The sequence below is a fragment of the Kitasatospora sp. NE20-6 genome (genome assembly GCF_045862635.1).
In genome coordinates, this window is sequence record NZ_BPRL01000068.1 from 40,144 (window position 1) to 63,840 (window position 23,697).

22 protein-coding genes are annotated in these 23,697 nt (G+C 75.1%); 5 read left to right on the forward strand and 17 right to left on the reverse strand.

Going from position 1 to position 23,697, the window contains the following annotated elements; all coding sequences use genetic code 11:
• Positions 1-31: 31 nt before the first annotated feature.
• The 4 genes from SNE206_RS33535 to SNE206_RS33550 all read right to left on the reverse strand — a co-directional run bounded on the left by SNE206_RS33535 (position 32) and on the right by SNE206_RS33550 (position 3,536).
• A complete protein-coding gene (locus SNE206_RS33535; protein ID WP_407917322.1) occupies positions 32-700 on the reverse strand; it encodes an O-methyltransferase in 669 nt (222 codons plus the stop codon).
• Between the two features lie 77 nt (positions 701-777).
• Positions 778-1,515, reverse strand: a complete 738-nt coding sequence (locus tag SNE206_RS33540) for a DedA family protein (protein ID WP_407917323.1) — start codon at positions 1,513-1,515, stop codon at positions 778-780.
• Positions 1,516-1,668: 153 nt separating this feature from the next.
• Entirely contained in the window at positions 1,669-2,559 is an 891-nt protein-coding gene (locus SNE206_RS33545) for a class I SAM-dependent methyltransferase (RefSeq protein WP_407917324.1), read from the reverse strand.
• An 86-nt stretch (positions 2,560-2,645) separates the two neighbouring features.
• A complete protein-coding gene (locus tag SNE206_RS33550; protein ID WP_407917345.1) occupies positions 2,646-3,536 on the reverse strand; it encodes a spermidine synthase in 891 nt (296 codons plus the stop codon).
• Between the two features lie 232 nt (positions 3,537-3,768).
• On the opposite strand from SNE206_RS33550, the gene SNE206_RS33555 reads away from it, so the two are divergent.
• Both SNE206_RS33555 and SNE206_RS33560 read left to right on the forward strand, forming a co-directional pair.
• Positions 3,769-4,728, forward strand: a complete 960-nt coding sequence (locus SNE206_RS33555) for an alpha/beta hydrolase (RefSeq protein ID WP_407917325.1) — start codon at positions 3,769-3,771, stop codon at positions 4,726-4,728.
• A gap of 48 nt (positions 4,729-4,776) precedes the next feature.
• Entirely contained in the window at positions 4,777-5,232 is a 456-nt protein-coding gene (locus SNE206_RS33560; RefSeq protein ID WP_407917326.1) for a hypothetical protein, read from the forward strand.
• Here SNE206_RS33560 and SNE206_RS33565 read toward each other — a convergent pair.
• From SNE206_RS33565 to SNE206_RS33600, 8 genes are all read right to left on the reverse strand, one after another.
• Positions 5,229-6,455, reverse strand: a complete 1,227-nt coding sequence (locus SNE206_RS33565; RefSeq protein ID WP_407917327.1) for an ATP-grasp domain-containing protein — start codon at positions 6,453-6,455, stop codon at positions 5,229-5,231. The genes SNE206_RS33560 and SNE206_RS33565 overlap by 4 nt on opposite strands.
• 35 nt (positions 6,456-6,490) lie before the next feature.
• The gene (locus tag SNE206_RS33570; protein WP_407917328.1) at positions 6,491-7,744 is read right to left on the reverse strand and encodes an MFS transporter; all 1,254 of its coding nucleotides are present in this window, start codon (positions 7,742-7,744) and stop codon (positions 6,491-6,493) included.
• On the reverse strand, positions 7,741-8,946 hold the full coding sequence (locus SNE206_RS33575; RefSeq protein ID WP_407917329.1) for an ATP-grasp domain-containing protein: 1,206 nt from the start codon (positions 8,944-8,946) through the stop codon (positions 7,741-7,743). Before SNE206_RS33575 ends, SNE206_RS33570 begins: the two co-directional genes overlap by 4 nt.
• Before the next feature lie 52 nt (positions 8,947-8,998).
• Complete coding sequence (locus tag SNE206_RS33580) at positions 8,999-9,955, reverse strand: cupin-like domain-containing protein (RefSeq protein ID WP_407917330.1); 957 nt, start codon at positions 9,953-9,955, stop codon at positions 8,999-9,001.
• 5 nt (positions 9,956-9,960) lie between these two features.
• A complete protein-coding gene (locus tag SNE206_RS33585) occupies positions 9,961-10,770 on the reverse strand; it encodes an alpha/beta hydrolase (RefSeq protein WP_407917331.1) in 810 nt (269 codons plus the stop codon).
• A 43-nt stretch (positions 10,771-10,813) separates the two neighbouring features.
• Entirely contained in the window at positions 10,814-11,485 is a 672-nt protein-coding gene (locus tag SNE206_RS33590; RefSeq protein ID WP_407917332.1) for a GNAT family N-acetyltransferase, read from the reverse strand.
• The gene (locus SNE206_RS33595) at positions 11,482-13,185 is read right to left on the reverse strand and encodes an AMP-binding protein (RefSeq protein WP_407917333.1); all 1,704 of its coding nucleotides are present in this window, start codon (positions 13,183-13,185) and stop codon (positions 11,482-11,484) included. The genes SNE206_RS33590 and SNE206_RS33595 overlap by 4 nt, the downstream gene beginning before the upstream one ends.
• A 149-nt stretch (positions 13,186-13,334) precedes the next feature.
• Positions 13,335-15,104 (reverse strand): hypothetical protein, encoded by a 1,770-nt coding sequence (locus tag SNE206_RS33600; RefSeq protein WP_407917334.1) that lies wholly within the window; start codon positions 15,102-15,104, stop codon positions 13,335-13,337.
• Positions 15,105-15,603: 499 nt separating this feature from the next.
• On the opposite strand from SNE206_RS33600, the gene SNE206_RS33605 reads away from it, so the two are divergent.
• Positions 15,604-16,548, forward strand: a complete 945-nt coding sequence (locus SNE206_RS33605; RefSeq protein ID WP_407917335.1) for a hypothetical protein — start codon at positions 15,604-15,606, stop codon at positions 16,546-16,548.
• A 34-nt stretch (positions 16,549-16,582) separates the two neighbouring features.
• Here SNE206_RS33605 and SNE206_RS33610 read toward each other — a convergent pair whose 3' ends face one another.
• The 5 genes from SNE206_RS33610 to SNE206_RS33630 form a co-directional block, all read right to left on the reverse strand.
• Positions 16,583-17,776, reverse strand: a complete 1,194-nt coding sequence (locus SNE206_RS33610) for an AI-2E family transporter (protein WP_407917336.1) — start codon at positions 17,774-17,776, stop codon at positions 16,583-16,585.
• 110 nt (positions 17,777-17,886) lie between these two features.
• A complete protein-coding gene (locus tag SNE206_RS33615) occupies positions 17,887-18,993 on the reverse strand; it encodes a winged helix DNA-binding domain-containing protein (protein WP_407917337.1) in 1,107 nt (368 codons plus the stop codon).
• Positions 18,990-19,685: a glycerophosphodiester phosphodiesterase gene (locus SNE206_RS33620; RefSeq protein WP_407917338.1), complete on the reverse strand. Its 696-nt coding sequence runs from the start codon at positions 19,683-19,685 to the stop codon at positions 18,990-18,992. The genes SNE206_RS33615 and SNE206_RS33620 overlap by 4 nt, the downstream gene beginning before the upstream one ends.
• A gap of 37 nt (positions 19,686-19,722) precedes the next feature.
• Positions 19,723-20,139 (reverse strand): molybdopterin-binding protein, encoded by a 417-nt coding sequence (locus SNE206_RS33625; protein ID WP_407917339.1) that lies wholly within the window; start codon positions 20,137-20,139, stop codon positions 19,723-19,725.
• A 281-nt stretch (positions 20,140-20,420) separates the two neighbouring features.
• On the reverse strand, positions 20,421-21,632 hold the full coding sequence (locus tag SNE206_RS33630; protein WP_407917340.1) for an ROK family transcriptional regulator: 1,212 nt from the start codon (positions 21,630-21,632) through the stop codon (positions 20,421-20,423).
• Positions 21,633-21,721: 89 nt separating this feature from the next.
• Here SNE206_RS33630 and SNE206_RS33635 point away from each other — a divergent pair, with 89 nt between their 5' ends.
• Together SNE206_RS33635 and SNE206_RS33640 are read left to right on the forward strand one after the other, a co-directional pair.
• Positions 21,722-22,951 carry an MFS transporter gene (locus SNE206_RS33635; protein WP_407917341.1) on the forward strand — a complete coding sequence of 410 codons (1,230 nt, stop codon included), beginning with the start codon at positions 21,722-21,724 and terminating at the stop codon, positions 22,949-22,951.
• A 14-nt stretch (positions 22,952-22,965) separates the two neighbouring features.
• Positions 22,966-23,577, forward strand: a complete 612-nt coding sequence (locus SNE206_RS33640) for an MFS transporter (RefSeq protein ID WP_407917342.1) — start codon at positions 22,966-22,968, stop codon at positions 23,575-23,577.
• Positions 23,578-23,697 lie beyond the last annotated feature (120 nt).

The following is a 23,697-nucleotide window of genomic DNA, read 5'->3' on the forward strand; positions in this document are numbered from 1 at the left end:
GGGCGTCCGTTCGGGGCGGGCGCGTGTCCGCTCAGGAACGGACACGGATCAGGGTGAAGCCGTCGTAGCCCTTGGCGCCGACGGTCTGCACGGTGGTCGCCGACACCCGCGGCTCGGCCGCGACGGCCTCGTGCAGGCGCCGGACGCCGACGACGGAGGGGTCGGCCGAGCCGGCGTCCGCGACCGCGCCGTCGCGCACCGTGTTGTCGACGACGATCAGCGAGCCCGGGCGGGTCAGCCGGAGCGCCCACGCGAAGTAGAGCGGGTTGCTCGCCTTGTCCGCGTCGACGAAGACGAGGTCGAAGGGCTCCGCGCCGTCGTCGGCGAGCTGCCGGAGGGAGTCGGCGGCCGGGCCGAGGCGCACCTCCGCGATCGCCGCGAACCCGGCGTGGTGCAGGTTGCCGCGGGCGACCTCGGCGTGCCTCGGGTCGATCTCCAGGGTGACGAGGCGGCCGTCCGCGGGCAGCGCGCGGGCCATCCAGATCGCGCTGTACCCGCCGAGGGTGCCGACCTCCAGGATGCGGCGGGCGCCGAGCGTCTCGGCGAGGATCTGGAGCTGCCGGCCCTGCGGCGCCGACACGGCGATCTGCGGCAGTCCGGCGGCGTCGGCCGCGGCCTGGGCGGCGTCGAGCACCGGGTCGGCACCGATGAGGATGCCGGTGATGTAGTCGTCGACCGCCGTCCACTGCTGCTGGCTCACGCCGCCTCCGAGTCGCTGGGGGTCTCTGGGAAGTCGCTGGGGTACGCCCGCCCGAGCCTATACCGCGGGTCTGACGCTCAGTCGGCGACCGGGGCGGCGAGCGGCTCCGCGACCGGGACGGCGGGCGGTTCCGCGGCAGGGGCGGCGGCGGGCCCGGGAGCCCCCGGCGCGACGGCGTCCGCGGCCCGGCCGCCGGACTGCTCGGGGTGCGCCGCGCGGGATTTCGCGGCACGCCGCTTCATGATCCACGCGGAGCCGGCGCCGGCCAGTGCGGCGAGCACCAGACCCACCCACGAGAAGCTCTTCAGCCACTGCTCGGCGACCTTGCCCACCTGGTAGACCAGCAGGGTGGTGCCGCCCGCCCAGACGATGCCGCCGAACACGTTGGCGATCAGGAACTTCCAGTACGGCATGCGCAGCGCGCCGGCCAGCGGGCCCGCGAAGATGCGCAGGAGGGCGATGAAGCGGCCGAAGAAGACCGCCCACATGCCCCACTTCTGGAAGGACCGCTCCGCCGTCGCGAGGTGGTCGGGTCCGAAGTGCTTGGGGAAGCGCCGGCCGAGCCGGTCGAAGAGCGGCTTGCCGCCGCGGCGCCCGATGGAGTACCCGATCGAGTCGCCGATGACCGCGCCCGCGATGGCGCAGCCCGCGACCCACCAGGGGCTGACCACGCCGCGGGCCGACAGCAGCGACGCCGTGACGAGGGCGATCTCACCGGGCAGCGGGATGCCCAGACTCTCCAGGCCGATGATCAGCCCGACGAGGGCGTACACGGAGGTCGGTGGGACACTCTCGATCCACTGGTCGATGTGCAAGGCCGGGGTACCTCCGTGGGCAGGCCGGGACGGCGTCTCGGCTGGCGTGCTGGGCCGGGGCGCGCTGGCCGGGCCCCGGCTGGGCAGCCTAACCGGTTGACCCGTTCTTTACCTCATACGAAGGGCGGCGGGCAGGTGTTCCCGGGGCGGCCGTCAGGCGGACACCGGGCCCGCGGGCCGCCCGGCCCTGGCGGAGAACCGCAGCGCCACGACCGACGGCCGGGCCGCCGAGACCAGCGGGATCCGGGCCGCGTACGGCAGCAGTGCGCCGACGACGCCGCGTCCCCCGGCGGGGAGCACGTCGCGGATCTCGGTGACGGCGGGGTGCGCGGAGGCGAGTTTGGGCTGCTCGTCGGCGTCCATGCCCCAGGGCATCGGCGGGGCGGTCCAGCCGCGGCTGCGCAGGCGCCCCCGCGAGGCGAGGCGGGCGAACCAGCGGGGCACCGCGTCGAGGACGAAGGTGCCGTCGGGGAAGCGCTCCGCGCAGCGCGCGACGAGGTCGCGGACCTCGGTGGGGCGCAGGTACATCAGCAGCCCCTGCGCGGTGATCAGGACGCCGCGGGAGTCGTCGACCTCGTCGAGCCAGGCCGGGTCGGTGGCGGAGCAGGCGAGGAGGCGCTGGCGGGGGGCCGCGGGCAGGAGCTGTTCGCGCAGGGCGACGGCCTCGGGGAGGTCGACGGAGAGCCACCGGGCCCGCCCGTTGTCGACCCGCCAGTACTGGGTTTCGAGGCCGTCGCCGAGGCAGACGACGGTGCCGCCGGGACAGCGGGCGAGGAAGTCGGCGACCTCGCGGTCGAAGCAGCCGACCCGCAGCGCCTGGATCTGGCCGGCGAGGCCGCCGTCGGGGCCGAAGCGCTCCGTGAAGGGGTAGTCGATCCGGTCGACCAGCTCGACGGCCTTCGGGTCGGGCAGCACGGTGTCGGGGCGGCGTGCCTCGACCGCGCGGTGGTGGAGCGTCCAGAGCGCGGTCTCGGGGACCTCGCCGAGGACGGCGCGGATCCGCTGCTGCGGCGCGTGGTCGTGCTCCGGCTCCTGGGCCGTCATCACCGTGCTCCTTTCCAGGGGCCGTGGACCGCCGGACCGCCGGGGCGGCCGCCGGGCCCGGCTCGCATTCTGCCCGGGCCGGGCGCTCAGCCGACGCTGAACGCGCCGTCCGGCGGCGGCGGCGAGTCGACGGCGTCCTCGTCGCGGACGGGCCGGGCCCGGCCGACCAGGGCGTCGAGGGCGGCCCCTTCGGAGAGCCGGGCCGGGAACGGGTCGGCGGCGAGGCGGCGGGCGAGCGCGTCGGCGGGCAGCGGCGAGAACGATCCGACCAGCAGGATGTTGCCGTAGCGGCGGCCGCGGAGCACGGACGGCTCGGCGACCAGGCAGGTGTGCGGGAACACCGCGCGCACGGTCGCCGCCTGCGCGGCGGCGAAGGCGAGCGGCGGGCCGTCCGCGAGGTTGACGGCGTAGCAGCCGGTGGGGCGCAGGGCCGCGGCGGCGAGCCGGACGAACTCCAGCGAGGTGAGGTGGGCGGGGGTGCGGGAGCCGTGGAAGACGTCGGAGACGACGAGGTCGGCGGCGGCGGGCGGGGCGGCGGCGAGCGCGGTGCGGGCGTCGCCGACGGTGACCTCGATGCCGGACGGCCAGGGCAGGTGCTCGGCGACGAAACCGACGAGCGGCCCGTCCGTCTCGACGACGTGCTGCGGGGAGCCGGGCCGGGTGGCGGCCAGGTAGCGGGGCAGCGTGAGCGCGCCGCCGCCGAGGTGCAGGGCGTCGAGCGGCTGCCCGGCGGGGGCGAGCGCGTCGACGAGGTGGCCGATCCGGCGGGTGTACTCGAACTCGAGGTGGGTGGGCTCGGCGAGGTCGACGTACGACTGCGGGGTGCCGTCGAGGGTGAGCAGCCACGCCTGCGGGCGGTCGAGGTCGGGGAGCAGCCGGGCGGTGCCGAGCGCGACCGGGCGCTGGACGGGGCGGGCCTCGTCGGCCGGGTCGCCGGCCGTCCCCTCGGCAGGATCGTCGGTCACGGCGTCGGCCACCGGGTCGGTCACGGGGTGCGCCTCGGGCCGGGTCACGGGGCGGGTCACCGGGCCGGGCGTGCGGACGGCAGCGGCTGCGCGGACGCGGCGGTGCGGAGGGCGAGGCTTCTGGGCATGTCGGAAAGCCTATGCCCCCGCCCGGGGAGGCCGGTACGGAGCGTTCGGCTACCGGCCGGTATCGTCAGGGGTTCCTGGCAGCGGCGGGGCGGATCAGAGATTGGGTGCGGCAGACGTGGAGTTCCGAGAAGACATCCTGGGTGCCCCGTACGAGGCGGCCGAGCTGCCGCTCACCGCGGACGAGGAGGGCGAGGTCAGCGCGACGCTGGTCCGCCGCGTCGTCCCCGGTTCCCGGCAGGCCGTCCTCTACCTGCACGGCTACACGGACTACTTCTTCCAGACCAACCTCGCCGACCACTTCGTCGCGGCGGGCTTCTCCTTCTACGCGCTCGACCTGCGCAAGTACGGCCGGTCGCTGCGCGCCCACCACTCGCCGAACTTCGTCCGCGACCTCGCCGCCTACGACGAGGAGATCGACGCGGCGGTGCGGATCGTCCGCGAGGAGGACGGCCACGACCGGCTGCTGGTCAACGGCCACTCGACCGGCGGACTGGTCGCCGCGCTGTGGGCGTCCCGGCGGGCGGGCCGCGGCGTGGTGGACGGGCTCTTCCTCAACAGCCCGTTCCTGTCGATGCCCGCCGGGGCCGCCGTGCGCACGCTGGGCGCCCCGGCCCTCGACGTGCTCGGCCGCGTGGCGGCCACCCGCAAGCTGCCGGCCCCGCTCAACCCGCACTACGTGCACAGCCTCCACCGCGACCACCGGGGCAGCTGGGACTTCGACCTCGCCCTCAAGCCCGCGGAGGGCTTCCCGCTGTACGCGGGCTGGCTCGCGGCGATCCAGCGCGGGCAGCGGCAGGTGCGCCGCGGGCTCGGCGTCGACTGCCCGGTGCTGCTGATGGCGTCCACGGCCTCCACCGTCACCAACCGGTGGGATCCCGCCCTGCTGCGCACCGACGCGGTGCTGCGCGCCGACGACATCGCCGCCCTCGCGCCCCGGGTCGGGCGCCACGTCACGACCGTCCGGATCGACGGCGGCATGCACGATCTCGTGCTGTCGGGCGAGGCCGCGCGCGCCCAGGTGTTCACCGAGCTGGACCGCTGGATCGGCGCGTACTTCCCGGCACCGCGCGCCTGAACCGGCGAGCGGCACCGTCCGCACCTGGCGGTGTGGGACCATCCGGAGATGATCAACTCTCAGGATCTGGTCGGCAGGCGTCTGCTGAAGGTGACGACGTCCTGGCACCACTACCCGGGGATCGAGCCCTGCCTCCTCCACCTGTGGCTGCACCTGGACGGGCTCGGCCCGGTGCGCTTCCGGACGGAGGGGGTCGGCCTGGCACTGGACGCCGACCGGCCGCACGGCCCGTTCGACATGGGTGAGCACGGCCGCACCGCCGTGGAGGACGACCTCCCGGACTTCCCGCTCGCCCCGCTCGTCGGCGGCCGGGTGGAGTCCGTCCGGGAGGTCAGGTACCGGGACGGGCCGCTGGAGTTCCCCATCGGTGTGGCCGTCCGGTTCGGCGCCGGAGCGGTGCGCATCCTCAGCCTCGGGGACGAGATCGTCGTCGCCCGCGACGAGCACCTGGGCGCGGTCGAGGCGCACCTGCACGTCGCGGCCGCGCCGGGGGTCGCCCCCTAACTCCCGTGCGGGGCGGCGGTGTGGACGAACCGGAGCGAGGCGACGGCGTCCCTGGCCCGCTGCAGGGCCTCCGCGGGGGTGCCGCCGGTGGTCAGGACGAGCGCGGAGCGGTCCGAGCTCCGCAGTACGGCGGACTGCCGCGCGCCGGGCTGCTTGAGCAGCTCGACGCGGTGCACGTACGGCAGGGCGCGGACGCCGTCCACCCCGCGCACCTCGACCAGGGTGCTGGTCGGCGGACCGGACGGGTCGGCGTACCAGACCGCCGCCGCGCGGTGCGCCGTGACCCGGTCGGGGAGCAGCGCGGACACGTCCTCGCCGATGCTCTGCCGGGCCACCAGGTCGTGGACGTCCACGCCGGTGGCGAGTTCCACCAGGTCCATGATCGAGTCGCCGCCGATGCGGTTGTGGGTCTCGATGATGCGCGGGCCGTCGGCGGTCAGCACGAGCTCCGTGTGGGAGGGGCAGTCGTGGAACCCGAGGGCGTCCAGCACGCTCTGCACGTAGCGGGCGACCGACTCCCGGTCGTCCGCCGACAGCGGGGCGGGCACCACGTGGCCGCGTTCGACGAACGTCCGCCCGTCGCTGTGCTTCCCGGTGATCGCGAGGACGTGGTGGCGGGTGCCGACCGAGAGCGCCTCCACGCTGTACTCGGGGCCGGTCAGGAACTCCTCGACCAGGACGCCGCGGTCGATCTGCTCCTCGCCCAGCCGCAGCAGCGCCTCCTCGACGTCGCCGGGGCCGGCGATCCGGGCGACGCCCTCGCTCGCCTCGCCGTCGACCGGCTTGACGATGCACGGCAGGCCCACCGCCCGGACGGCTGCCGCGACCGACTCGCGGCCGCGCGCGAGCCGGTGGCGGCAGCCCGGCACGCCGTGCTTGTCGAGGACCTCCCGGGTGCGGGCCTTGTCCAGCACCCGGTCGAAGAGGTCGGTGTCCACCACGGTGGGCACGCCGAGCCGGTCGGCGACGGCCCGGACGATGCGGTAGGTGTGCTCGTTGAAGGCCGCGACCGCGCCGAACGGCGCGGCGGCGTGCAGCACGGCCGCCACGTCCGCCCACAGCTCGGGCCCGGCGTCGTCGTCGAGGATCACCACGTGCCGGTACGGGCCCGCCGGGTCTCCCGGGCGGGCCCGTCCGCGGGGCACCATCAGCACCAGCTCGTGCCCCTGGGCGTGCAGCCGGTCGTGGCACATCCGGTTGGTGCCTGCCACCAGTACGCGCATGTCGCGCCTCTCCTCTCGACGGCCCCGCGGGCCGGTCAGTCGACGGCCACCCGGCGGTCCTCCGCGGGGGCCAGGGCCCGCAGGCCCGCGCTGGTCACGCGGAGGCGCTGGGTGAGCACGGCGGACAGCAGGGCGACCGCCGCGGCGATCAGCCAGAAGGACGGGCCGTGCCCGTCGGCGTCGAGCCACCGGTAGAGCGCCACGCCCGCGCCGGCACCCACCGCCTCCCCCACGGCGTTGCCGATCGAGAACAGGCCGTAGCCCAGGGCGCGGCTCGCCGTGCCGAGCAGGCCCAGCAGCAGCACGTCCATGGTGGGCACGAACAGCATCTCGGCCAGCGTGAACAGCACCACGCCGACCACCGCGCCCGGGTAGCCGGGCAGCAGGTAGACGGTGGCGAAGGCGAGCGCGAACAGCGTGTACGAGGCGACCGCGGTGACGGTCTGCCGGCCTCCGGAGAGCCGTTCGCCGAGCCGGGTGACGCCGAGCTGGGCGACGACCACGAGCAGGGCGTTCAGCGTGTAGAGCGGGCCGAGGCCGCCCGCGGCGGCGGGGCCCGACGACACGTGCAGGGCCAGGGCGTTGAACAACTGCCCGTAGCAGCACCAGCCGAGGAGGTTGATCAGCATGAAGGCCCGCATGCCGGGCAGCCGCAGGATCGTGAGGTAGCCCTGCAGCGACGAGCCGACGGCCCGCTCCGGACGGTCGGGGACGAGCCGGCGGTAGTTCAGGAACGTGACGGTGCCGGCCAGGCAGTAGACCGCGGCGACCCCGGTCAGCACGGCGCCGTGCCGGTGGTGGGCGACGAGGAACAGCGCGGCCGGCGCGGCGGCCGCGGAGGCGACGTTGACCGCGATGTTGACCAGGGAGAAGAGCCGGGCGCGGTCGCCCGAGCGGTCGCCGGCGTCCGCGGCCAGCTGCTTGGCGGCGAGGGCGTTGACTGAGACGCCGAGCCCGGCGAGGGCGAGCGTCGCCGCGGTGGCCGCCAGGCCGTCGGCGACCCGCAGGCCGACGAACCCGACGGCGGCGGTCAGGCAGCCGGCCAGCACCGAGGAGGGCGCCGGGATGCGGTCCAGCCAGCGTGCCAGCGGCACCTTGGCGACCTTGTTGGCGATGGTGAAGACGAGGATCAGGAAGCCGGTCTGCGCGCCGCCGAACCCGGCCGCCGTCAGGGAGACGGCGAGCGTGGAGAGCAGGCCGAAGAGGCCCGTGTTGGTCATGAAGTAGTGCAGGGTGACGGCGCGGGTGGTGCTGCGGGCGGCCGGGCCGTGCGGCTGGTCCGGCGTCATCCGCGACGGGGCGGCGCGGGGTCGATCCGCACCCGGTCGCGGGCGGCCTCGGCCCGGGCCAGCGCCTCCGCGGTGTCCTCGCCCTCGCAGAGCACGTAGCCCTGCCGGGAGTCCGAGGAGGTGACCGGCCCGAGGACGCGTCCGGGCGCCAGCGTGCACACCAGCCGGCGGACACCGGGTGCCTGCCGGGCCTCGGCCAGCCCGTGCACCGTCCCGACCGTGGTGTGCTCGAAGGCGAGGAAGCGGATCGCCGCGGCACGCGCCCCCGGGGACCGGGCCGGGGCCGGAAGGCCGAGCAGCCCGGCGAGCGTCTCGCTGATGAGGTCGGCGCCGGTCACCAGCTCGGTCATCTCCCAGATCTGGTCGCCGCCGATCCGGGTCTGCGCCTCGATCAGCCGGGGCCCGTCACGGGTGATGCGCAGCTCCGTGTGGACGGGCCCGGTGCGCTGCCCGACGAGGTCGAGAAAGCGCAGCACCAGGTGGTCGACGGCCTCCCGGTCGGCGGGGGTGAGCCGGGCGGGCATCTGGTGGCCCAGCTCGACGAACCCGGGTGCGCCGGTGGTGAGTTTCTCGGTCACCATGACGATCTCGTGCTTGCCGTCCTGCGAGACGGACTCGACGCTGTACTCGGGTCCGTCGAGGTACTCCTCGGCGAGGACCGGCCCGGCCGCCACCAGGCTCGTCCAGCCCCAGCGTTCGGCGAGCCCGGACGCGTCGGCGACCAGGTAGACGCCCTCGCTGAGGCCGCCGGCGGGCGGCTTCAGCACGATCGGCCGGCCGCCGAGCGCGGCCATGAACTCCCGTGCTTCGGAAGGTGTTCCGCACAGCCGGTGCCGCACCGGGCTGAGGCCGTGCCGGTCGAGCAGCGCCCGGGTGCGGGTCTTGTCGCGGGTCAGCAGCACGGCGGCGAGGTTGTCGCCGGGCACACCGAGCGCGGCCGCGCACCGCGACGCCGGCTCCAGGCCGTACTCGGTGAACGACAACACGGCGTCGAACGGGTCGGCCGCGTGCCAGGCCCGGGCCACCGGCAGGACGTCGTCGAACACCCGGTAGTCGCGCACGGCGTAGCGCTCGGCGGCTGCCGCGTGCTGCACGTCGTCCCGTTCGGGGCTCTGGATCATCGAGTAGCGCAGGCCCAGCCGGCGCACCTTGGGGAGTTCGTGCCCGCGCCCGCCGACCAGCAGGATGTGGTGTGCCCTCACAGGAGCCGCCTTCCGTCCGTTTCGTACCCGCCTGTCCGAGGCCGGCCCGGGCTCACTGCCGCAGCCGGGAGAGGTCGATGTCCATCTGGTGGGCCAGGGCGCGGCCGCGGGCCATGACGACGTCGAACAGCTCGGAGTGCGTGCGGCGGAGCTCGTCCGGGTTGAGGGCGAGGGCGAGGAGTTCGCCGACCCGCTGGCGCACGTGCAGCTGGAGGTTGGCCTCGTCGAGGGCCTTGCGGCCGAGACCGATCGAGTCGCTGAGCAGTTCGATCCGGTGGAACCACCAGGCGGGGAGGTAGAGCACGTCGCCGGGCCTCAGCGCGAAGCGGGTCAACTGCGCGGCCGGCGAGGCGCACAGGGCCTCGACGTCGAGCTCGCCGTCCGGGCCGGGCAGCAGTTCGGCGTCGGGGCCCATGATCGACCAGAGCTTCTCGCCGACGATCTGGGCGTGCAGCACGTCGACCGAGTAGGAGTCCTGGTGCAGCCGGGTGATGCCGCCCTGCTGGCCGAGCCAGAGCTGGTGGTTGGTGGAGCCCGCGTCGCCGTACAGCTTGCGGCGGAAGTCGTAGCGGGCGATGTCGAGTTCGGGCATGTCGGCGGCCAGTTCGGGCGCGCTGGTCTTGTAGTACCACTCCTGGAGGTAGATCGGCGCGGCGCCGGTGCCCGCGCTCGCCTTCAGCAGCTCCACGAACTCGCCGAAGGTCGTGGAGCGGGCGGCCGCGCTGCTGTAGCTGTCCACGACGACGGGCAGCGAGCCGCAGCGCTCGGCCAGGTGCTCGAACGACCAGGTCCGTACGGACGGCCAGTCGGCGGCGTGGCCCTCCAGGACCACCGGCCGGCCCTTCGCCCGGTACTCCGCGTCGAACTCCTCACGGCCGATGCCGCTGCGTCGTTCGATGTCCGGGGCGGAGGCGTACGCCTCGGCGAGCGGCCCCTGGTGGAAGGCCGCCTCCACCGCCTTGAGGCTCGCCAGGTCGCGCCGCTTCAGGTAGTTCGGTTCGACCGCCATGGTCGTCAGCTCCTCTGCAGGGTGGGTGCTTCGGCGGACAGCAGGCGCAGCATCGCCTGCACGACCTCGTCGCGGAGCTCCGGCTGCCCGGGCAGCCAGCGGTGCACGAAGTGGTCGCAGTCGTCGAGCCGCACGACCTCGGCCGAGCGGGCGTTCCGGGCGCTCTCCAGGTATCCGTCGACGACCGCGGGCGCGACCACCTGGTCCCGTCCGGCGGTGACGACGAGCAGGTCGCCGTCGAACTCGCGCAGGCCCGCGTAGGCCGGCGAGTCGGGGTAGTTGCCGGGCTTCACGAGGCTGCCGTCGAAGGGCAGCCCCTCGGCGTCCGCCGGGTAGGCCGCCGGGCAGAAGAGCACGAGCCCGCGGGGCCGCAGCCGCGGCACCGACGCGGCGGCCAGATGGGCGCCCATGCTGGTGCCGACGAGCACCGGCGCGGTGGCGGGGTCGAGGTGGGCCGCGGCGGCGAGGGTCTCCGCCCGGCGGCCGCGCAGGGTCGACCCGGTGAGCACACCGGTACTCTCGCCGTTGCCCCCGAAGTCGAAGGTGAGCCAGCCGTGGCCGTGCGCCGCGACGGCGTCCAGCAGGTAGCGGATCCGGTGCCGGGTCGCGGTGGTGCCGAGCCCGTGCAGGGCCAGGACGCTTGGCCGCGATCCGTCGGCCCGGACCGTCCGGGTGGCGGCGAGGCGCTGCCCGCCGCCCTCGAAGACGAAGTCCTCGGTCTCCGCCGCCACCGGGCTGCCGCCCGCGTCGCCGGCCGCGTTGCCGCCCGCGCTGCCGTCCCGTACGCCGTCGCTCGCCACGGTGCTGTTCCCCACGGTGCCGCTCCCCCTCGGTGGACCTGCGGATGTCCGGACCGGTTCAGCCGGTGCCGGTGTCGGTGCCGGTGTCGGTGCTGGTGTCGGTGTCGGTGGTGCCGGTGTCGAAGCTCTCCCCTCCCCCGAGGACCCGGCCGAAGCGCTCGCGGCGCACGGTGGGCCAGTCCTCGCGGAGGATGCTGTAGTAGACGACGTCACGGCGCCGGCCGCCGGGCATGACGTTGAAGCTGCGCAGCACGCCCTCCTCGGTCGCCCCGATGCCCTCCAGCCCCCGACGCGCTCCGGTGTTCAGTACGTCGGTCTTGAACTCGACCCGTTCGCAGCCGAGTTCGGTGAAGGCGTGGTCGAGCAGCGCGAGCTTCGCGGCCCGGTTCACACCGGTCCGCCGGGCGGCGCCGCAGACCCACGACCATCCGATCTCCAGCCGCCGGTCGGCCTCGGCCAGGTTGCCGTAGGCGCTGCTGCCGACGACGCGGCCGTCCGCGTTGTCGACGATCGCGAAGACGATGCGGCTGCCGTTCAGGGTGTCGCGAACGGCCGCCTCCACGAAGGTGTCCAGATCGGCGGGCGAGTCGATGCGTGTGACGAAGTACCGCCAGGTGTCCGGCTCGTAGACGATCCGTGCGAGGTCCCCGACGTCGCCGATGCGGACCCGGCGCAGGGTGACCCGACCGTTGGAGAGCACCGCGTCCGCCAGTTTGTCCCAGCCCATCATTCCTCCGACTGTCGGCTGCGCGGCCGTCCGGCCGCCGCGGTCACCAGGACGGACGCGCCCTCCGTGGTGCCGTCGTTGTACACGGAGTGCTTGCGGTAGACGAGTTCGAGGTCGTCGGCGAACACCCGGCCGATCTCCGCGCGCACCAGCTTGAACTGCGCGTTCAGCAGGCCGTTGTCGACGGAGAACTGCTCCCCGGCGACCACCGCCGCGTAGATCCGCTGCTCGTAGCGGAGTTCGGTGTTCAGGCGGTCGATCGCCTGCGCCAGCACCTCCGGGTCGGCGTCGGCGCCGGTCGGCGACACGACGGCCGCGAGGTACGGCCGGCCGTCGCCGAAGACCGCGCAGTCGTGGACCCCGGGCAGCTCCCGCAGGCGCTCCTCGACCAGCGGCACCAGGATGTTGAGTGCTCCGCTGAGCGTGACGATGTCGTCGACCCGGCCGTCGATGTAGAGGAATCCGTCCTCGTCGACATGGCCGAGGTCGAACGTCCGCACCTCGCCGGTCGGCAGGAAGGTCCGCTCGCTCGCGCCCGGCGCGGACCACGTGTAGCGGGTGTTGACGGGGTCGGCACCGCCGACGATGAGGACGCCGTCCCGGTCGAAGCGGATCCGCTTGTGCGGCAGAACGCGGCCCACGCTGCCCAGGCGGAAGGCCCCGGGGTGGTTCTTCGCCACGATGCAGGTCTCGTTGAGGCCGTAGCCCTCGTAGAGCGGGACGCCGCAGTCGTTGAAGAACTCCAGCACGGCCCGCCCCGCGGGGGCCGAGCCCGTCCACAGGTAGCGGACGGCGCCGCCGAGTTCGGCCTGGACGGCAGCACGGCGGGCTTCGGGACCGGCCGGTGCGCCGGCCGCCTCGACCCGCGCCTTGACCTGTTCGTAGAAGCCCGGCACGCCCATGACGACGGTCGGCGCGGTGGCGCGGGCCGTCTCGCACGCGGTGTGCCGGTCGGCGAGGGTGACGTCGTGTCCGTTCACCAGCGCCGAGTAGATCCAGTAGCGCTGCTGGAGGAACCGTACGGGCAGGAAGACGAGCAGGTTGTCGCCGTCGCGGTGGCCGAACATCTCCTGGACGGCGGCCATCGAGCGGTTCACGCTGGCGACCGTCGCCTCGATGCCCTTCGGGGTGCCGGTGCTTCCGGAGGTCTGCTTGACGGCGAAGACGTCCGCCGGGTCGTACGCCGCCCTGGACGGCGGCGGGGCGAGGTCGGCCTCCGCGTCCTCCGCCCATCCGCCGACCTCGGCGAGGTCGCGCACGGCCGGCTCGTGGGCGGCCGGATCGTGGACGGCCGGATCGTGGACGGCCCGGGGACCGTCCTCGCGGGCGGGCGGTCCCTCCGCGAAGAGCAGGACGAGACCGAGGTCGGCGATCACCTGCTGCGGTGGGTAGCGGCCCGGTTCGACCCCGGCGACCACCGCGCCGAGCTTGACGCACGCGAGGTCGAGCAGCACCCACTCGATGCGGTTGCGGGACATGATGCCGACCCGGTCGCCCGCACGGACACCGGTCCCGTACAGCCTGGCGGCCACCCGCGCGGCGCCGCGGTCGAGTTCGGCCAGCGTCAGCGACCGGACTCCGCCGTCGTCACGGAACCTGATCCGGTGCACGGTGTCCTGGCACTGCGTCAGGGCGACGGTGTTGACGGCGTCGGCCGCCGGGGCGGCGGCGTCGAGGGGCGGGCCCGCGCTGTGCTCGGCCACGGTGGGGATCCTCCTCGCGGGGTCGGACGGGACGGCGGCTGCCGCCGGGCCTTCGGGGTTCGGGGATTCAGGGATTCGGGAGAACAGAACTGCTGCGAAGGGACGGAGAGTTCAGGGGTCGACCGGAGTGGCGCCGGTCGTGGACGGCCTCACCCGGGGACGGCCGGGACGGCGGCTGCCGCCGGCCCGCCGCCCGCGAGGACGTACGGGCGGAGGCGCTCCCAGCCGCGCGACTCGTACCAGGCGCGGTCGAAGCCGCCCACCGGCCGTACGGGCAGGGTGCCGTCCTGCAGGCCCTCCGCGAGGGTGCGCCACATCTCGTCGACGAGCGAGCAGTGCCGCACCGCCTTGGTGAGGTCGGCGACGGTGTACGGCGGGCCCTCCATCCGGACGAGCCGGATGTCGTAGCAGCCGCGGTAGCCGTGGCCGAAGACCGTGAACGGCGGGTGCCACACCTGGGCGCCGGGGGCGCGGATCGAGAACCGCACCCGCGAGGCGACGTGGCCGCCGTGGTGGTGCTCGGCGTGCTCCGCGATGTCGGGCACCTGCGGGGGGAAGAAGTAGTGCCGCTTCTCCGGGATCTCCGCCCGGTCGAACTCTCCGGGCGCGAAGTGCCAGCGGTTGTACATCATCCGCTGGGCGGCGCGCCACAGAATGGGCGTGGTCTCGTCACCCACGGCATCCATGCGCGTGGTGTGCGGCAGGCAGCAGCAGAAGAAGTCGTTCTTCTTCAGCGCGAGCACGCCGTCCGGCCCGCCGGGTTCGGCGCCGCGCAGCCCGGCGAGGTCACGCACGGAGCTGCTCATGCCGTAGTCGGACTCGGTGGCGACGATCGCCGACAGCACGATCGCACCGAGCAGTTCGCCGACGGCGCCGGGCCCGGCGGGGGCGGCGGCGTCCGCGTCGAGGGCGGCGGCGGCCAGGGTCATGGCCCGGAGGTCCTCCCGGACACCGCCGGAGGGCGCGACGCCGAGGCTCAGCAGACCGTGCTGCGCGACGAGCTCCGGCATCGTCCGCGGGTCGCGGGGCAACGGGAAGTCGAGCAGCCGCTCGTTCTTGACGAAGGTGAGGCCGTTGATCCGCCGGTAGCGCATCGACGGCGAGCGGTCGACCTCGGCCATCAGGGAGCGGACGAGCTCCGCGAGCTCCAGCAGCGGAAGGCCGCGCGGATTGCCCGGATCCCGCCGCAGCGCGCCGCTGTACTGGGCGTGGCGGTCCAGGAGAAAATCACGGAGGCCGGTCGCGGAGAGCTGCCGCGCGTTGAATTCCTCGAATCGCACCGATCTGCCGCTGACGAAAAGGCAGTAGGCCAGGACGACGAAAAGCCGGTCGGCCGGCCGCCAGGTGTCGACGGGTAATTTCCTGAGATTCTCCAGAAGACCCTCGCGGGTCAGGGTGTTCGTCCCTGCGTCGGATTTCGAGAACACCTCGCGGCCGATCAGGATGTAGACCGTCTCGACCCGCTCGACCCAGTCGGCGAGCTGTACGATCCGGGCGTCGAGTTCGCCGCTCTCCTCCCAGGTGCGCAACAGTGCGTCGGCCTCGTGCCGGTCGGCGACCTCCCGCGCCTCGCCGACCCGGGACTCCTCGGCCACCGCGTCGAGGACCTCGGGCGGCACCCGCAGGCTGCCCAGCGGCTCCGCACCGGGTTCCGGCAGCTCGCCGGGCCTCCAGAAGGCGAGTCCGGCGGGCGCGGAACGGGTCACGGGCACGAGGTCGGGAGCGGGCGGCACCGCCGGGCCGAGGAGTTCGACGTCGGGCCGGCCGAGCACGTGCTGGACGAGCAGCGACTCCCAGCCGGTCAGCCGGGAACACGCGAGGCGGAGGGATATCCTGCCGTTCCCGGTGAGTTCGCCGAGCAGTCGGCCGGTCGTTTCCGGAGCGCCGGCGACGGCCGTGCCGGAACCCGAATGAATCATGAAATCCCCCAGTGCGCGCAGTCCGACGACGTATCCGCACCGGAACCGTTCGTCCCGCGACCGGCCCCGGCGACGAGATTACACGAACAGCACGGAACGGCAAGGGTTCGGACACGGTCACGACAATGCATCCGCAGGCCTCTCGGAATATGATCATTCCCGCGCCCGGGCGGCATTCCCGAGCGTTTTGTTCGGAGATTGGACGATGCATGCCGATTTCCGCGGTCCGGGCACCGTGACGGCCGTGACAGCCGTGACGGAAGGGACGGTCGGTGCCCACGCGGGCGACCGGTGCCCACGCGGGCAACCGGGCGAGCGCGGACGGGCGCACGCGGGCGGCGCGGCGCCGCACGGGCCAGGCCCCACGGAACGTCGGCGAACGGTTCCGATCAGGCGTACACCGAGCAGCCGGGCCGGCCACGGGAGGCCCGCGGAGGGGCCCGGCAGCGGCTCCGCGCGCCTTGGTACGGGACCGGCGGGTTCGCTAGCCTCCATCGGCATGCCGATCTTTGGACGACGCCGCAGCACCGACCCCCGTCTGGCGCCCGAGCTCGACGACGCCGACCTCGGGCGGGTGCGGCGGCAGCTCTCCGGGCCGCAGGTGCAGGGGCAGTTGGACATCTCCGCCGCGCTGGTGGAGCAGCTGCTGCAGGGTGCCGGCACGGACTGGGACCGGCGGACCCACCGGCTGGCGGTGCTCGCCCAGGTGGCGCCCCCGGCACTGGCGCAGGTCTGGCGGCGGCGCCGTCCGCGCGACGCCGACCCGCTCGTGCTGCAGTCGTGGATCGACGTGGCGCAGGCCCGGGTCGCCGGGGCACTGGAGGATCCGCAGGCCACCGTGGACCGCTGCCGCCGGGCGGCCGAGCTCCGGCCCGAGGACCCGTCACCGTGGGTGGCGCTGCTGGCCGTGCACCGGATGCTGCGCAGGCCCGAGCCGGAGATGTACCCGCTCTGCCGGGAGATCGGGGCGCGGGACGCGTGGAACCGTATCGCCCACCTGGAGATGCTGCGCTACCTCGCGCCGGAGGAGTGCGGTTCGCACGGGCAGTCGCTGGACTTCGTCGCGGCGGTCCGGGAGGCGGCACCGCCCGGCGCGCCGGTGGCGGGCCTGGAGCTGGCCATGCTGACGGACCGCTACCGGGCGGCGCTGGCCGCGGGCGGGGTGACCGCGCTGGGTGCCCGGCGCCGCTGGGGGCTGCCGGACGCGGAGGCCGCGCTGGAGCGGGCCGTGCGGGACTGGCCGGTGCCGGGGTTCCTGCGGCACGCCGCGGGGGCGGCCGACCTCAACCTGCTCGGCTACGCGCTGGGCCAGGCCGGGCGGATCCGCGAGGGCGCCGCGGTGTTCCGGGCGCTCGACGGGATGGTGACGGTCTGGCCGTGGGGGCTCGACGGCGATCCGGTGCAGCAGTTCGTGTTCTGGCAGAACCAGGCGCTGGTGGGCTGAGGCACTGACGGGCCGGGGCGCCGGGGCGGCCCCGTCACGCCGCTGCGGGGCCGTTCTGCACCGCGGGGCCGTTCTGCACCGCGGGGCCGTTCTGCACCGCGGGGCCGGGGGGTGCAGGCGCCCCGGGCGGCCCCGGTGTCCCGGGCAGGTCGGGCGGTGCGGGCGGTGCGGCGGACCGGAGGACGGAGACCACGCCGAGCACGGCCGCGCACAGCGGGACGGCCAGCAGGGCGCCCAGGATCCCGGCGACCCCGGCTCCGGCGACCACCGCGATCATGATGGTCGCCGGGTGCAGCTCGACGGTGCGGCTCTGGATGACGGGCTGCAGGATGTTGCCCTCGACGGCCTGGACGGCCAGCACCACCCCGAGCACCCACAGCGCCTTGGACAGCCCGCCGTCGGCGAGCGCGACCAGCACGGCGACCGTGCCGGAGAGGAACGCGCCGACGAACGGGATGTAGGCGCCCATGAAGACGAGCGCGCCGAGCCCGGCCGCCCCGGGCACGCGCAGCACCAGCAGGCCGATCGTGATGAACACCGCGTCGATCAGGGCGATCAGGGTGGTGCCGCGCATGAAGCCGGACATCGCGGCGAAGGCCTGCCGGCCGCAGGCGACGACGGTCTCGGCGGTGCCGGGGGAGAGCGCGGCGCGGACGGCGTCGCCGGTGCGTTCGCCGTCGCGCAGGAAGAAGAACACCAGCGCGAGGGTCAGCACGGCGCCGGTGAGCAGCTGGGTGGCGAAGCCCAGGCCGGAGAGCACCCCGTTGGCGAGCGAGTTGACCAGGGAGCTGCCGGACCCGGAGCTCTGGTCGAGGGCGTACTGGATCTTCTCCCCGACGGGGCCGAGCCAGTCGGCGATCCGGTTGCCGGCCTCCTCGACCGCGGAGGTGATCTGCGGGGCGCTGTGCACGAGGGAGTTGACGAGCAGGGCGATCACGCCGGAGACGGCGAGCACGAGCACCAGGCAGGTGAGGCCGGCGGCGGCCCCGCGGCCCAGGCCGCGGCCGGTGAGCCAGGGCATCACGGGGTAGAGCAGGGCGGTGCCGAGGAGGGCGATGAGCACCGGGACGGTGGCTGCGCGCAGGGCGACGACGGCGTAGACGACGAAGGCCGCGACGGCGATGAAGAGGATGACGGCGGCCGACCATGCGGCGGCGCGTCCCACGACGCGCGGGAGGAGCGGGGCGGCGCGGTCGGCGCGGTCGGCACCCGGCGTCTCGGCCGGCATCGCACCTCCGGGGTCCACAGCACGGTTCGGATGTCCATATGAGCACACCGGCTTACGGTTCGGCCGTTCCGTACGCCCGCCGCGGCGCGCCGCTCACCCGGCCGCGGCGGTCACTCGGCGGCGGCGACCACCACGCGTCCGTCCACCGCCCCGACGAAGGCCAGCACCCGGGCGCCCTCCTCCTCGACGCCGGGCAGCGCGGCCTGCGGCAGCGGCTCGAACGGGCGGACCGTCAGCAGGTCCTCGTCGAGCCGCCAGGTGCCCGCGACCGCGCCGTCCACCAGCACCGTGCCGAGCACGATGCCGTTGACGGTCATCACCCGCGCCCGGTACTCCTCCGGCAGCACCCGGCTGCGGTCGGCGTGCGAGAGCAGCAGGTTGTCGAACGGCGCCAGCAGCCGGACGGGGGCGGGCACCCCGGCCCCGGGGCGCGGGGCGTCCGGCAGGTCGTACAGGGTGCGGCCGCTCTCGTCCCGGAGCCGGACGAGCCGGTCGGCGAGCCGGGCGAGCACCGGTCCGATCCGGGTCAGCCCGGACCACTTCTGCACGTCGGTGGCGGTGGCCGGGCCGAACGCGGCGAGGTAGCGGAGCACCAGGGCGTCCAGCCCGGGCCCGGGGTCGAGCGGGCTGCCCAGCCAGTGTTCGGCGGTGGTGTGCGCGGCCGGGCCGCTGCGGCCCCAGACCCCGCGCGGCGGCACCTGGACGAGCGGCAGGGCGCACCGGGCGGCCTGGGCGAGCGCCGCGGGCTCGCTGCGCGGGAAGGCGGGGGCGAGCAGCGGGCCGAGCTTCTGGAAGGTGAGCGGCTCGGCCTCGACGAGCTCCCGGGCCAGTGCGGCGACCGGTGCGGCGCCGTCCGGCGCGTCGAGGTCGAGGTCGGGCAGCCGCTTGGCGTACGAGCCGCGCAGCCAGCGGTCGTGCACGGGCTGGAGGAGCGGACGCAGCGTCAGGCAGTCGCGGGCGGTGACGAGGTGGATGGTGCCGCGCTGGAGGGCGATCCGGACGGCCTGACGGCTCTCCAGCAGGGCGCTGAGCTGGGTGGGGTGGAATCCCTCGATGCGGCTGAGCAGGCCGAGGTAGGGCGGTTCGGGGGCGGCCTGCGCCTGGAGGCCGACGAGGTGTTCGACCATGGCCGCGGCGTCGAGCGGGCTGCGGGCGAGGAGGTGCTGACGGGCCAGCAGGGCGCGGCCGAGGGCGCGCGAGCTGAGCGGGGCGCTCATCCGCCGACCACCCGTCGCAGCAGCTCGATCCGGTTGCTGGTGAGGGAGTCGACCTTCGTGCGCAGCATGCGGCGCATGGTGCGGCGCAGGTCGACCGTCCAGGCGGAGACGAGCAGGCCGGCGTCGTGGGCGGCGTCGACCAGGCGCGGCTCGACCAGGCCGAAGGGCGGGTTGAGGTAGCGCGGGCGCAGGTCGTCCAGGAGGGGGCGGCCGGGCAGCTGGGGGCGGCGCCAGGTCAGCGAGAGCTCGGCACCGGGGTCGAGCGCGCGGACGGCGAGCATGGCCGCGGTCGGCCCGCAGTACGCGACGCGGTCCTCGGCCCCGAGGTCGGCGACGGCGCGGTGCACGGCGGCTGCGGGGCCGGGGTCGTCGAGGTCGATCAGGAGCCGGGCGCCGGGTGCGGCGGCGACGGCCTTGAGGGCCTCGGCGAGGCTGGGGATCCGCACGCCGGGCGTGCCGAGGGCGGCGGCCTCCTCGGCGGTGACCCGGTCGATCGGGCGGGGGTCGCCCCAGAGCCGCTGCAGGCCGGCGTCGTGGAGGAGCACGGGCACGCCGTCCCGGGTCAGCCGGACGTCGACCTCGACGGCGTCGGCACCGGCGGCGAGGGCCGACTCCACCGAGCGCAGGGTGTTCTCCCGGTGGCGGTACGGATCGCCGCGGTGGGCGACGGCGAGCACGGTGGGGCGGCTCATGGGTTCCGGGTCCTTCCGGGCCGGGGCCGAGGGCGCGTCAGCGCCGTTCGACCACCACGTTGGTGGACTTGATGACGGCCGTCGCGGGTGCGCCGGGCACGAGGGCGAGCTCCTCGGCGGATTCGCGGCTGATGAGCGAGACCACGCGGAACGGGCCGGCCTGGATCTCGACCTGCGCGGCGACGTCGCCGAGCACCACGTGGGTGACGATGCCGGGGAAGCGGTTGCGGGCGGAGGACGGCCGGCCCTCGGCCTCGGTGTTCTCCGGGCGGGCGAGTTCGCGGGCGAACGCGGCGAGGCGGTCGCCGGGGATGATGCGGTGGCCGTGCTCGTCCCGGGCGGCGTCGAGCCGGCCCGCGTCGACCCAGCGGCGCATGGTGTCGGCGCTGACACCCAGCAGGGCGGCGGCCTCGCCGATGCGGTACGGGTGGACCGGCCGGTCGGGCTGGGCCATGGGGGTCTCCTGGCGTGGGGTGCGGGGCGGGTCCGGGCTGATCCGGGTGCCCGCGGCCATCCTGCCCTACCGGGCCCTGCGCAGGCGAAAACCGGGGTGCCGCACGGGAGGTCGGGTCCTGCCCGCGCGGTCGCAGCGGGCAGGACCCGGGCCCCGGCGACGCGGTCACGACCGGCAGGACCCGGGCCCCGCCGGGGAGCCCGCGACCGATGGTCCCCAGGCCCCGGGGCCCGCCGGAGAGCTCACGGCGGGCGCTCCGGTGCCCGGTCGGCCGGCGGCGCTCAGGCCCCGCCGAAGAGGTCGCGGCGGGCCGCGTCGCCCGCGGTGAGCACCGCGCCGGCGAGCACCGCGCCGCCGCCGGCGGTGCCGGGCCGTACCTCGGTGCGCAGCGGCAGCAGGTCGGCCAGCCGCTGTTCGACGCGCCGGGCGAGGGCGGGGCCGCCGGCGCGGCCGATCTCGCCGCCGAGGACGATGCAGCCGGGGTCGAGCACCGCGCAGACGGCGGCGGCGCCGAGCGCCACCCGGCGGGCGTAGGCGTCGAGGAAGGCGTGTCCGGCGGGGCCCGCGGCGACGGCGGCGCGGACCTCGGCCTCGCCGGGCGGAGCGCTGGAGCGCTCGCCGGGGCGGACGGGGTCGGGCAGTCCGTGGTCGCGGGCGAGCGCGCGGACGGCGGCGGAGGAGACGAGTGTGTGGAAGCCGCCGCCCGCGCAGCCGGTGACGCTCTCGGGGAGGTCGGCGCCGTGCACGGGGAGGTAGCCGATCTCGCCGGTGCCGCCGGTGGCGCCGCGCCGCAGCCGGCCGTCGAGGACGACGGAGGCGCCGACGCCGTGGCTGAGCCATACGAGGACGAAGGTGTCGCGGTCGCGGGCGGCGCCGAGGCGGTGCTCGGCGATGCCGGCGAGGTTGACCTCGTTGTCGACGACGACGTCGGTGTCGGCGATCACGTCGGCGCCGGTGCCGTCGTGGAGGGCGGCGATGAGGTCGGTGTGCCAGCCGGGCAGGGAGCCGGAGTTGTGGTGCTCGCCGGTGGCGGGGTCGAAGAGGCCGGGTGCGCCGACGGCGACGGTGTGCAGGCTCGCGGCGCCGGCCTCGGCGGCGGCCGCGGCGAGGGCGTCGACGGTGCGGGTGACGAGGGTGCCGAGGTCTCCGGCGGGCACGTCGGCGGTGGCGCGGGTGCGGCCGGTCAGGTCGGCGACGACGAGGCTGACGCCGGTGGAGCGGACGTCGAGGCCGGCGAGGTGGGCCCGGTCGGCGACCAGGGCGTAGAGGCGGGCGTTGGGTCCGCGCCGCTGTTCGCCGCTCTCCCCCACCACGGCGACGAGGCCGGCCCGCTGGAGGCGGTCGAGGAGGTCGGCGACGGTGGGGCGGGAGAGGCCGGTGAGGACGCGCAGCTCGGTGGCGGTCAGCGGTCCGCTCTCCAGGAGGAGGTCGAGCGCCAGCCGGTCGTTGATGGCCCGGGCGGTGCTGGGCGTCGCCGTACGCGCGGTGGTCATGGCAACGCATCCTTCCAGAGGTTTCTATCAGGTTCCCTTCCTGATAGTTTACCGGAGGCATGCTGGAGCAGACCGGAGAGGACCGACGCATGGCAGACGATCTGCACGCCGCACGGCGCGCAAGGGTGGGGGTCAGTCTCGTCTTCACCGTGCACGGGGCGGTGACGGGCACCTTCGCCACCCGCATCCCCTGGATCCAGGAGCACACCGGCGTCGGCCCGGGACAGCTCGGCCTCGCCCTGCTCGCACCCGCGGTCGGCTCGTTCCTCGCGATGCCGCTCGCCGGGCGGATCGCGCACCGCTTCGGCGCCCGGGCCGCCGTCCGGGGCCTGCTGATGCTCTGGACGATGTCGCTGGCGCTGCCCGCCCTCGCCCCGAACCTCGGACTGCTCTGGCTCTCGCTGTTCGTGTACGGCGCCAGCGCCGGCATGTCCGACGTCGTGATGAACGCGCAGGGCGTCGAGGTCGAGTCCCGACTCGACCGCTCCGTCATGTCCGGCCTGCACGGCCTGTGGTACGTCGGCGGGCTGACCGCCTCGGGCTTCGGCGTGCTCGCCGCCCACCTCGGCGTCGACCCCCGGCTGCACTACGCGGTGGTCGCCCTGGTCCTCACCTGCCTCGGGTGCGGCGTCTCCGGTCTCCTGCTGGACGTCCGCCCGGCGGCCGGGGAGGAGGCCCCGCCCCGCTTCGCCCTGCCCCCGCGCGCCGCCCTGCTCATCGGACTGGTCGGCTTCTGCGGCGTCTTCGCCGAGGGCGCCAGCGTCGACTGGAGCGGCGTCTACATCAAGGAGGTCACCGGCTCCTCCGCGGGCACCGCCGCCGCCTGCTACGCCGTCTTCGCCGCCACCATGGCCGTCGTGCGGCTGGCCGGCGACCGCGTCATCGACCGCCTCGGGCCGGTCCGCACCGTACGGCTGGGCGGCACCGTCGCCACCCTCGGCGGCCTCCTCGTCGTGTTCGCCCGCACGCCGTACCTGGCGATCCCGGGCTTCGCCCTGATCGGCCTCGGCGTCGCCGTCGTCGTCCCGCTGGCGTTCGCCGCCGCCGGCCGCGCGGGCGGCAACGCCAGCCAGGCCATCGCCGGCGTCGCCACCGTCACCTACACCTCGGGCCTGGTCGCCCCCGCGATCGTCGGCGGCATCGCCCAGATCAGCTCGCTCACCGCCTCCTTCGCCGTGGTCACGCTGATGGCAGCCGCCCTCGTGCCGTCGGCCGGCGTCCTCGGACGGCGGCGGCGCACCGCACCCGCGGCCGGCGCCCCGGCCGGCGCCACGGCCGACACCCCGGCCCGGCAGCCCGTCGGCACCCGCGCCGACTGACAGTGAGGATGTTCATGAGCGTCTCCCGGCGGGGTCTGACCCAGCGACTGACTGACCTCGGGTCCTCAACGGGATCTGTCGGCCCCGTCATCAAGGAGGTCACCGGCTCCTCCGCGGGCACCGCCGCCGCCTGCTACGCCGTCTTCGCCGCCACCATGGCCGTCGTGCGGCTGGCCGGCGACCGCGTCATCGACCGCCTCGGGCCGGTCCGCACCGTACGGCTGGGCGGCACCGTCGCCACCCTCGGCGGCCTCCTCGTCGTGTTCGCCCGCACGCCGTACCTGGCGATCCCGGGCTTCGCCCTGATCGGCCTCGGCGTCGCCGTCGTCGTCCCGCTGGCGTTCGCCGCCGCCGGCCGCGCGGGCGGCAACGCCAGCCAGGCCATCGCCGGCGTCGCCACCGTCACCTACACCTCGGGCCTGGTCGCCCCCGCGATCGTCGGCGGCATCGCCCAGATCAGCTCGCTCACCGCCTCCTTCGCCGTGGTCACGCTGATGGCAGCCGCCCTCGTGCCGTCGGCCGGCGTCCTCGGACGGCGGCGGCGCACCGCACCCGCGGCCGGCGCCCCGGCCGGCGCCACGGCCGACACCCCGGCCCGGCAGCCCGTCGGCACCCGCGCCGACTGACAGTGAGGATGTTCATGAGCGTCTCCCGGCGGGGTCTGACCCAGCGACTGACTGACCTCGGGTCCTCAACGGGATCTGTCGGCCCCGTCCGGGAGGCGTTCGTGAGCATCCACCGGCCCG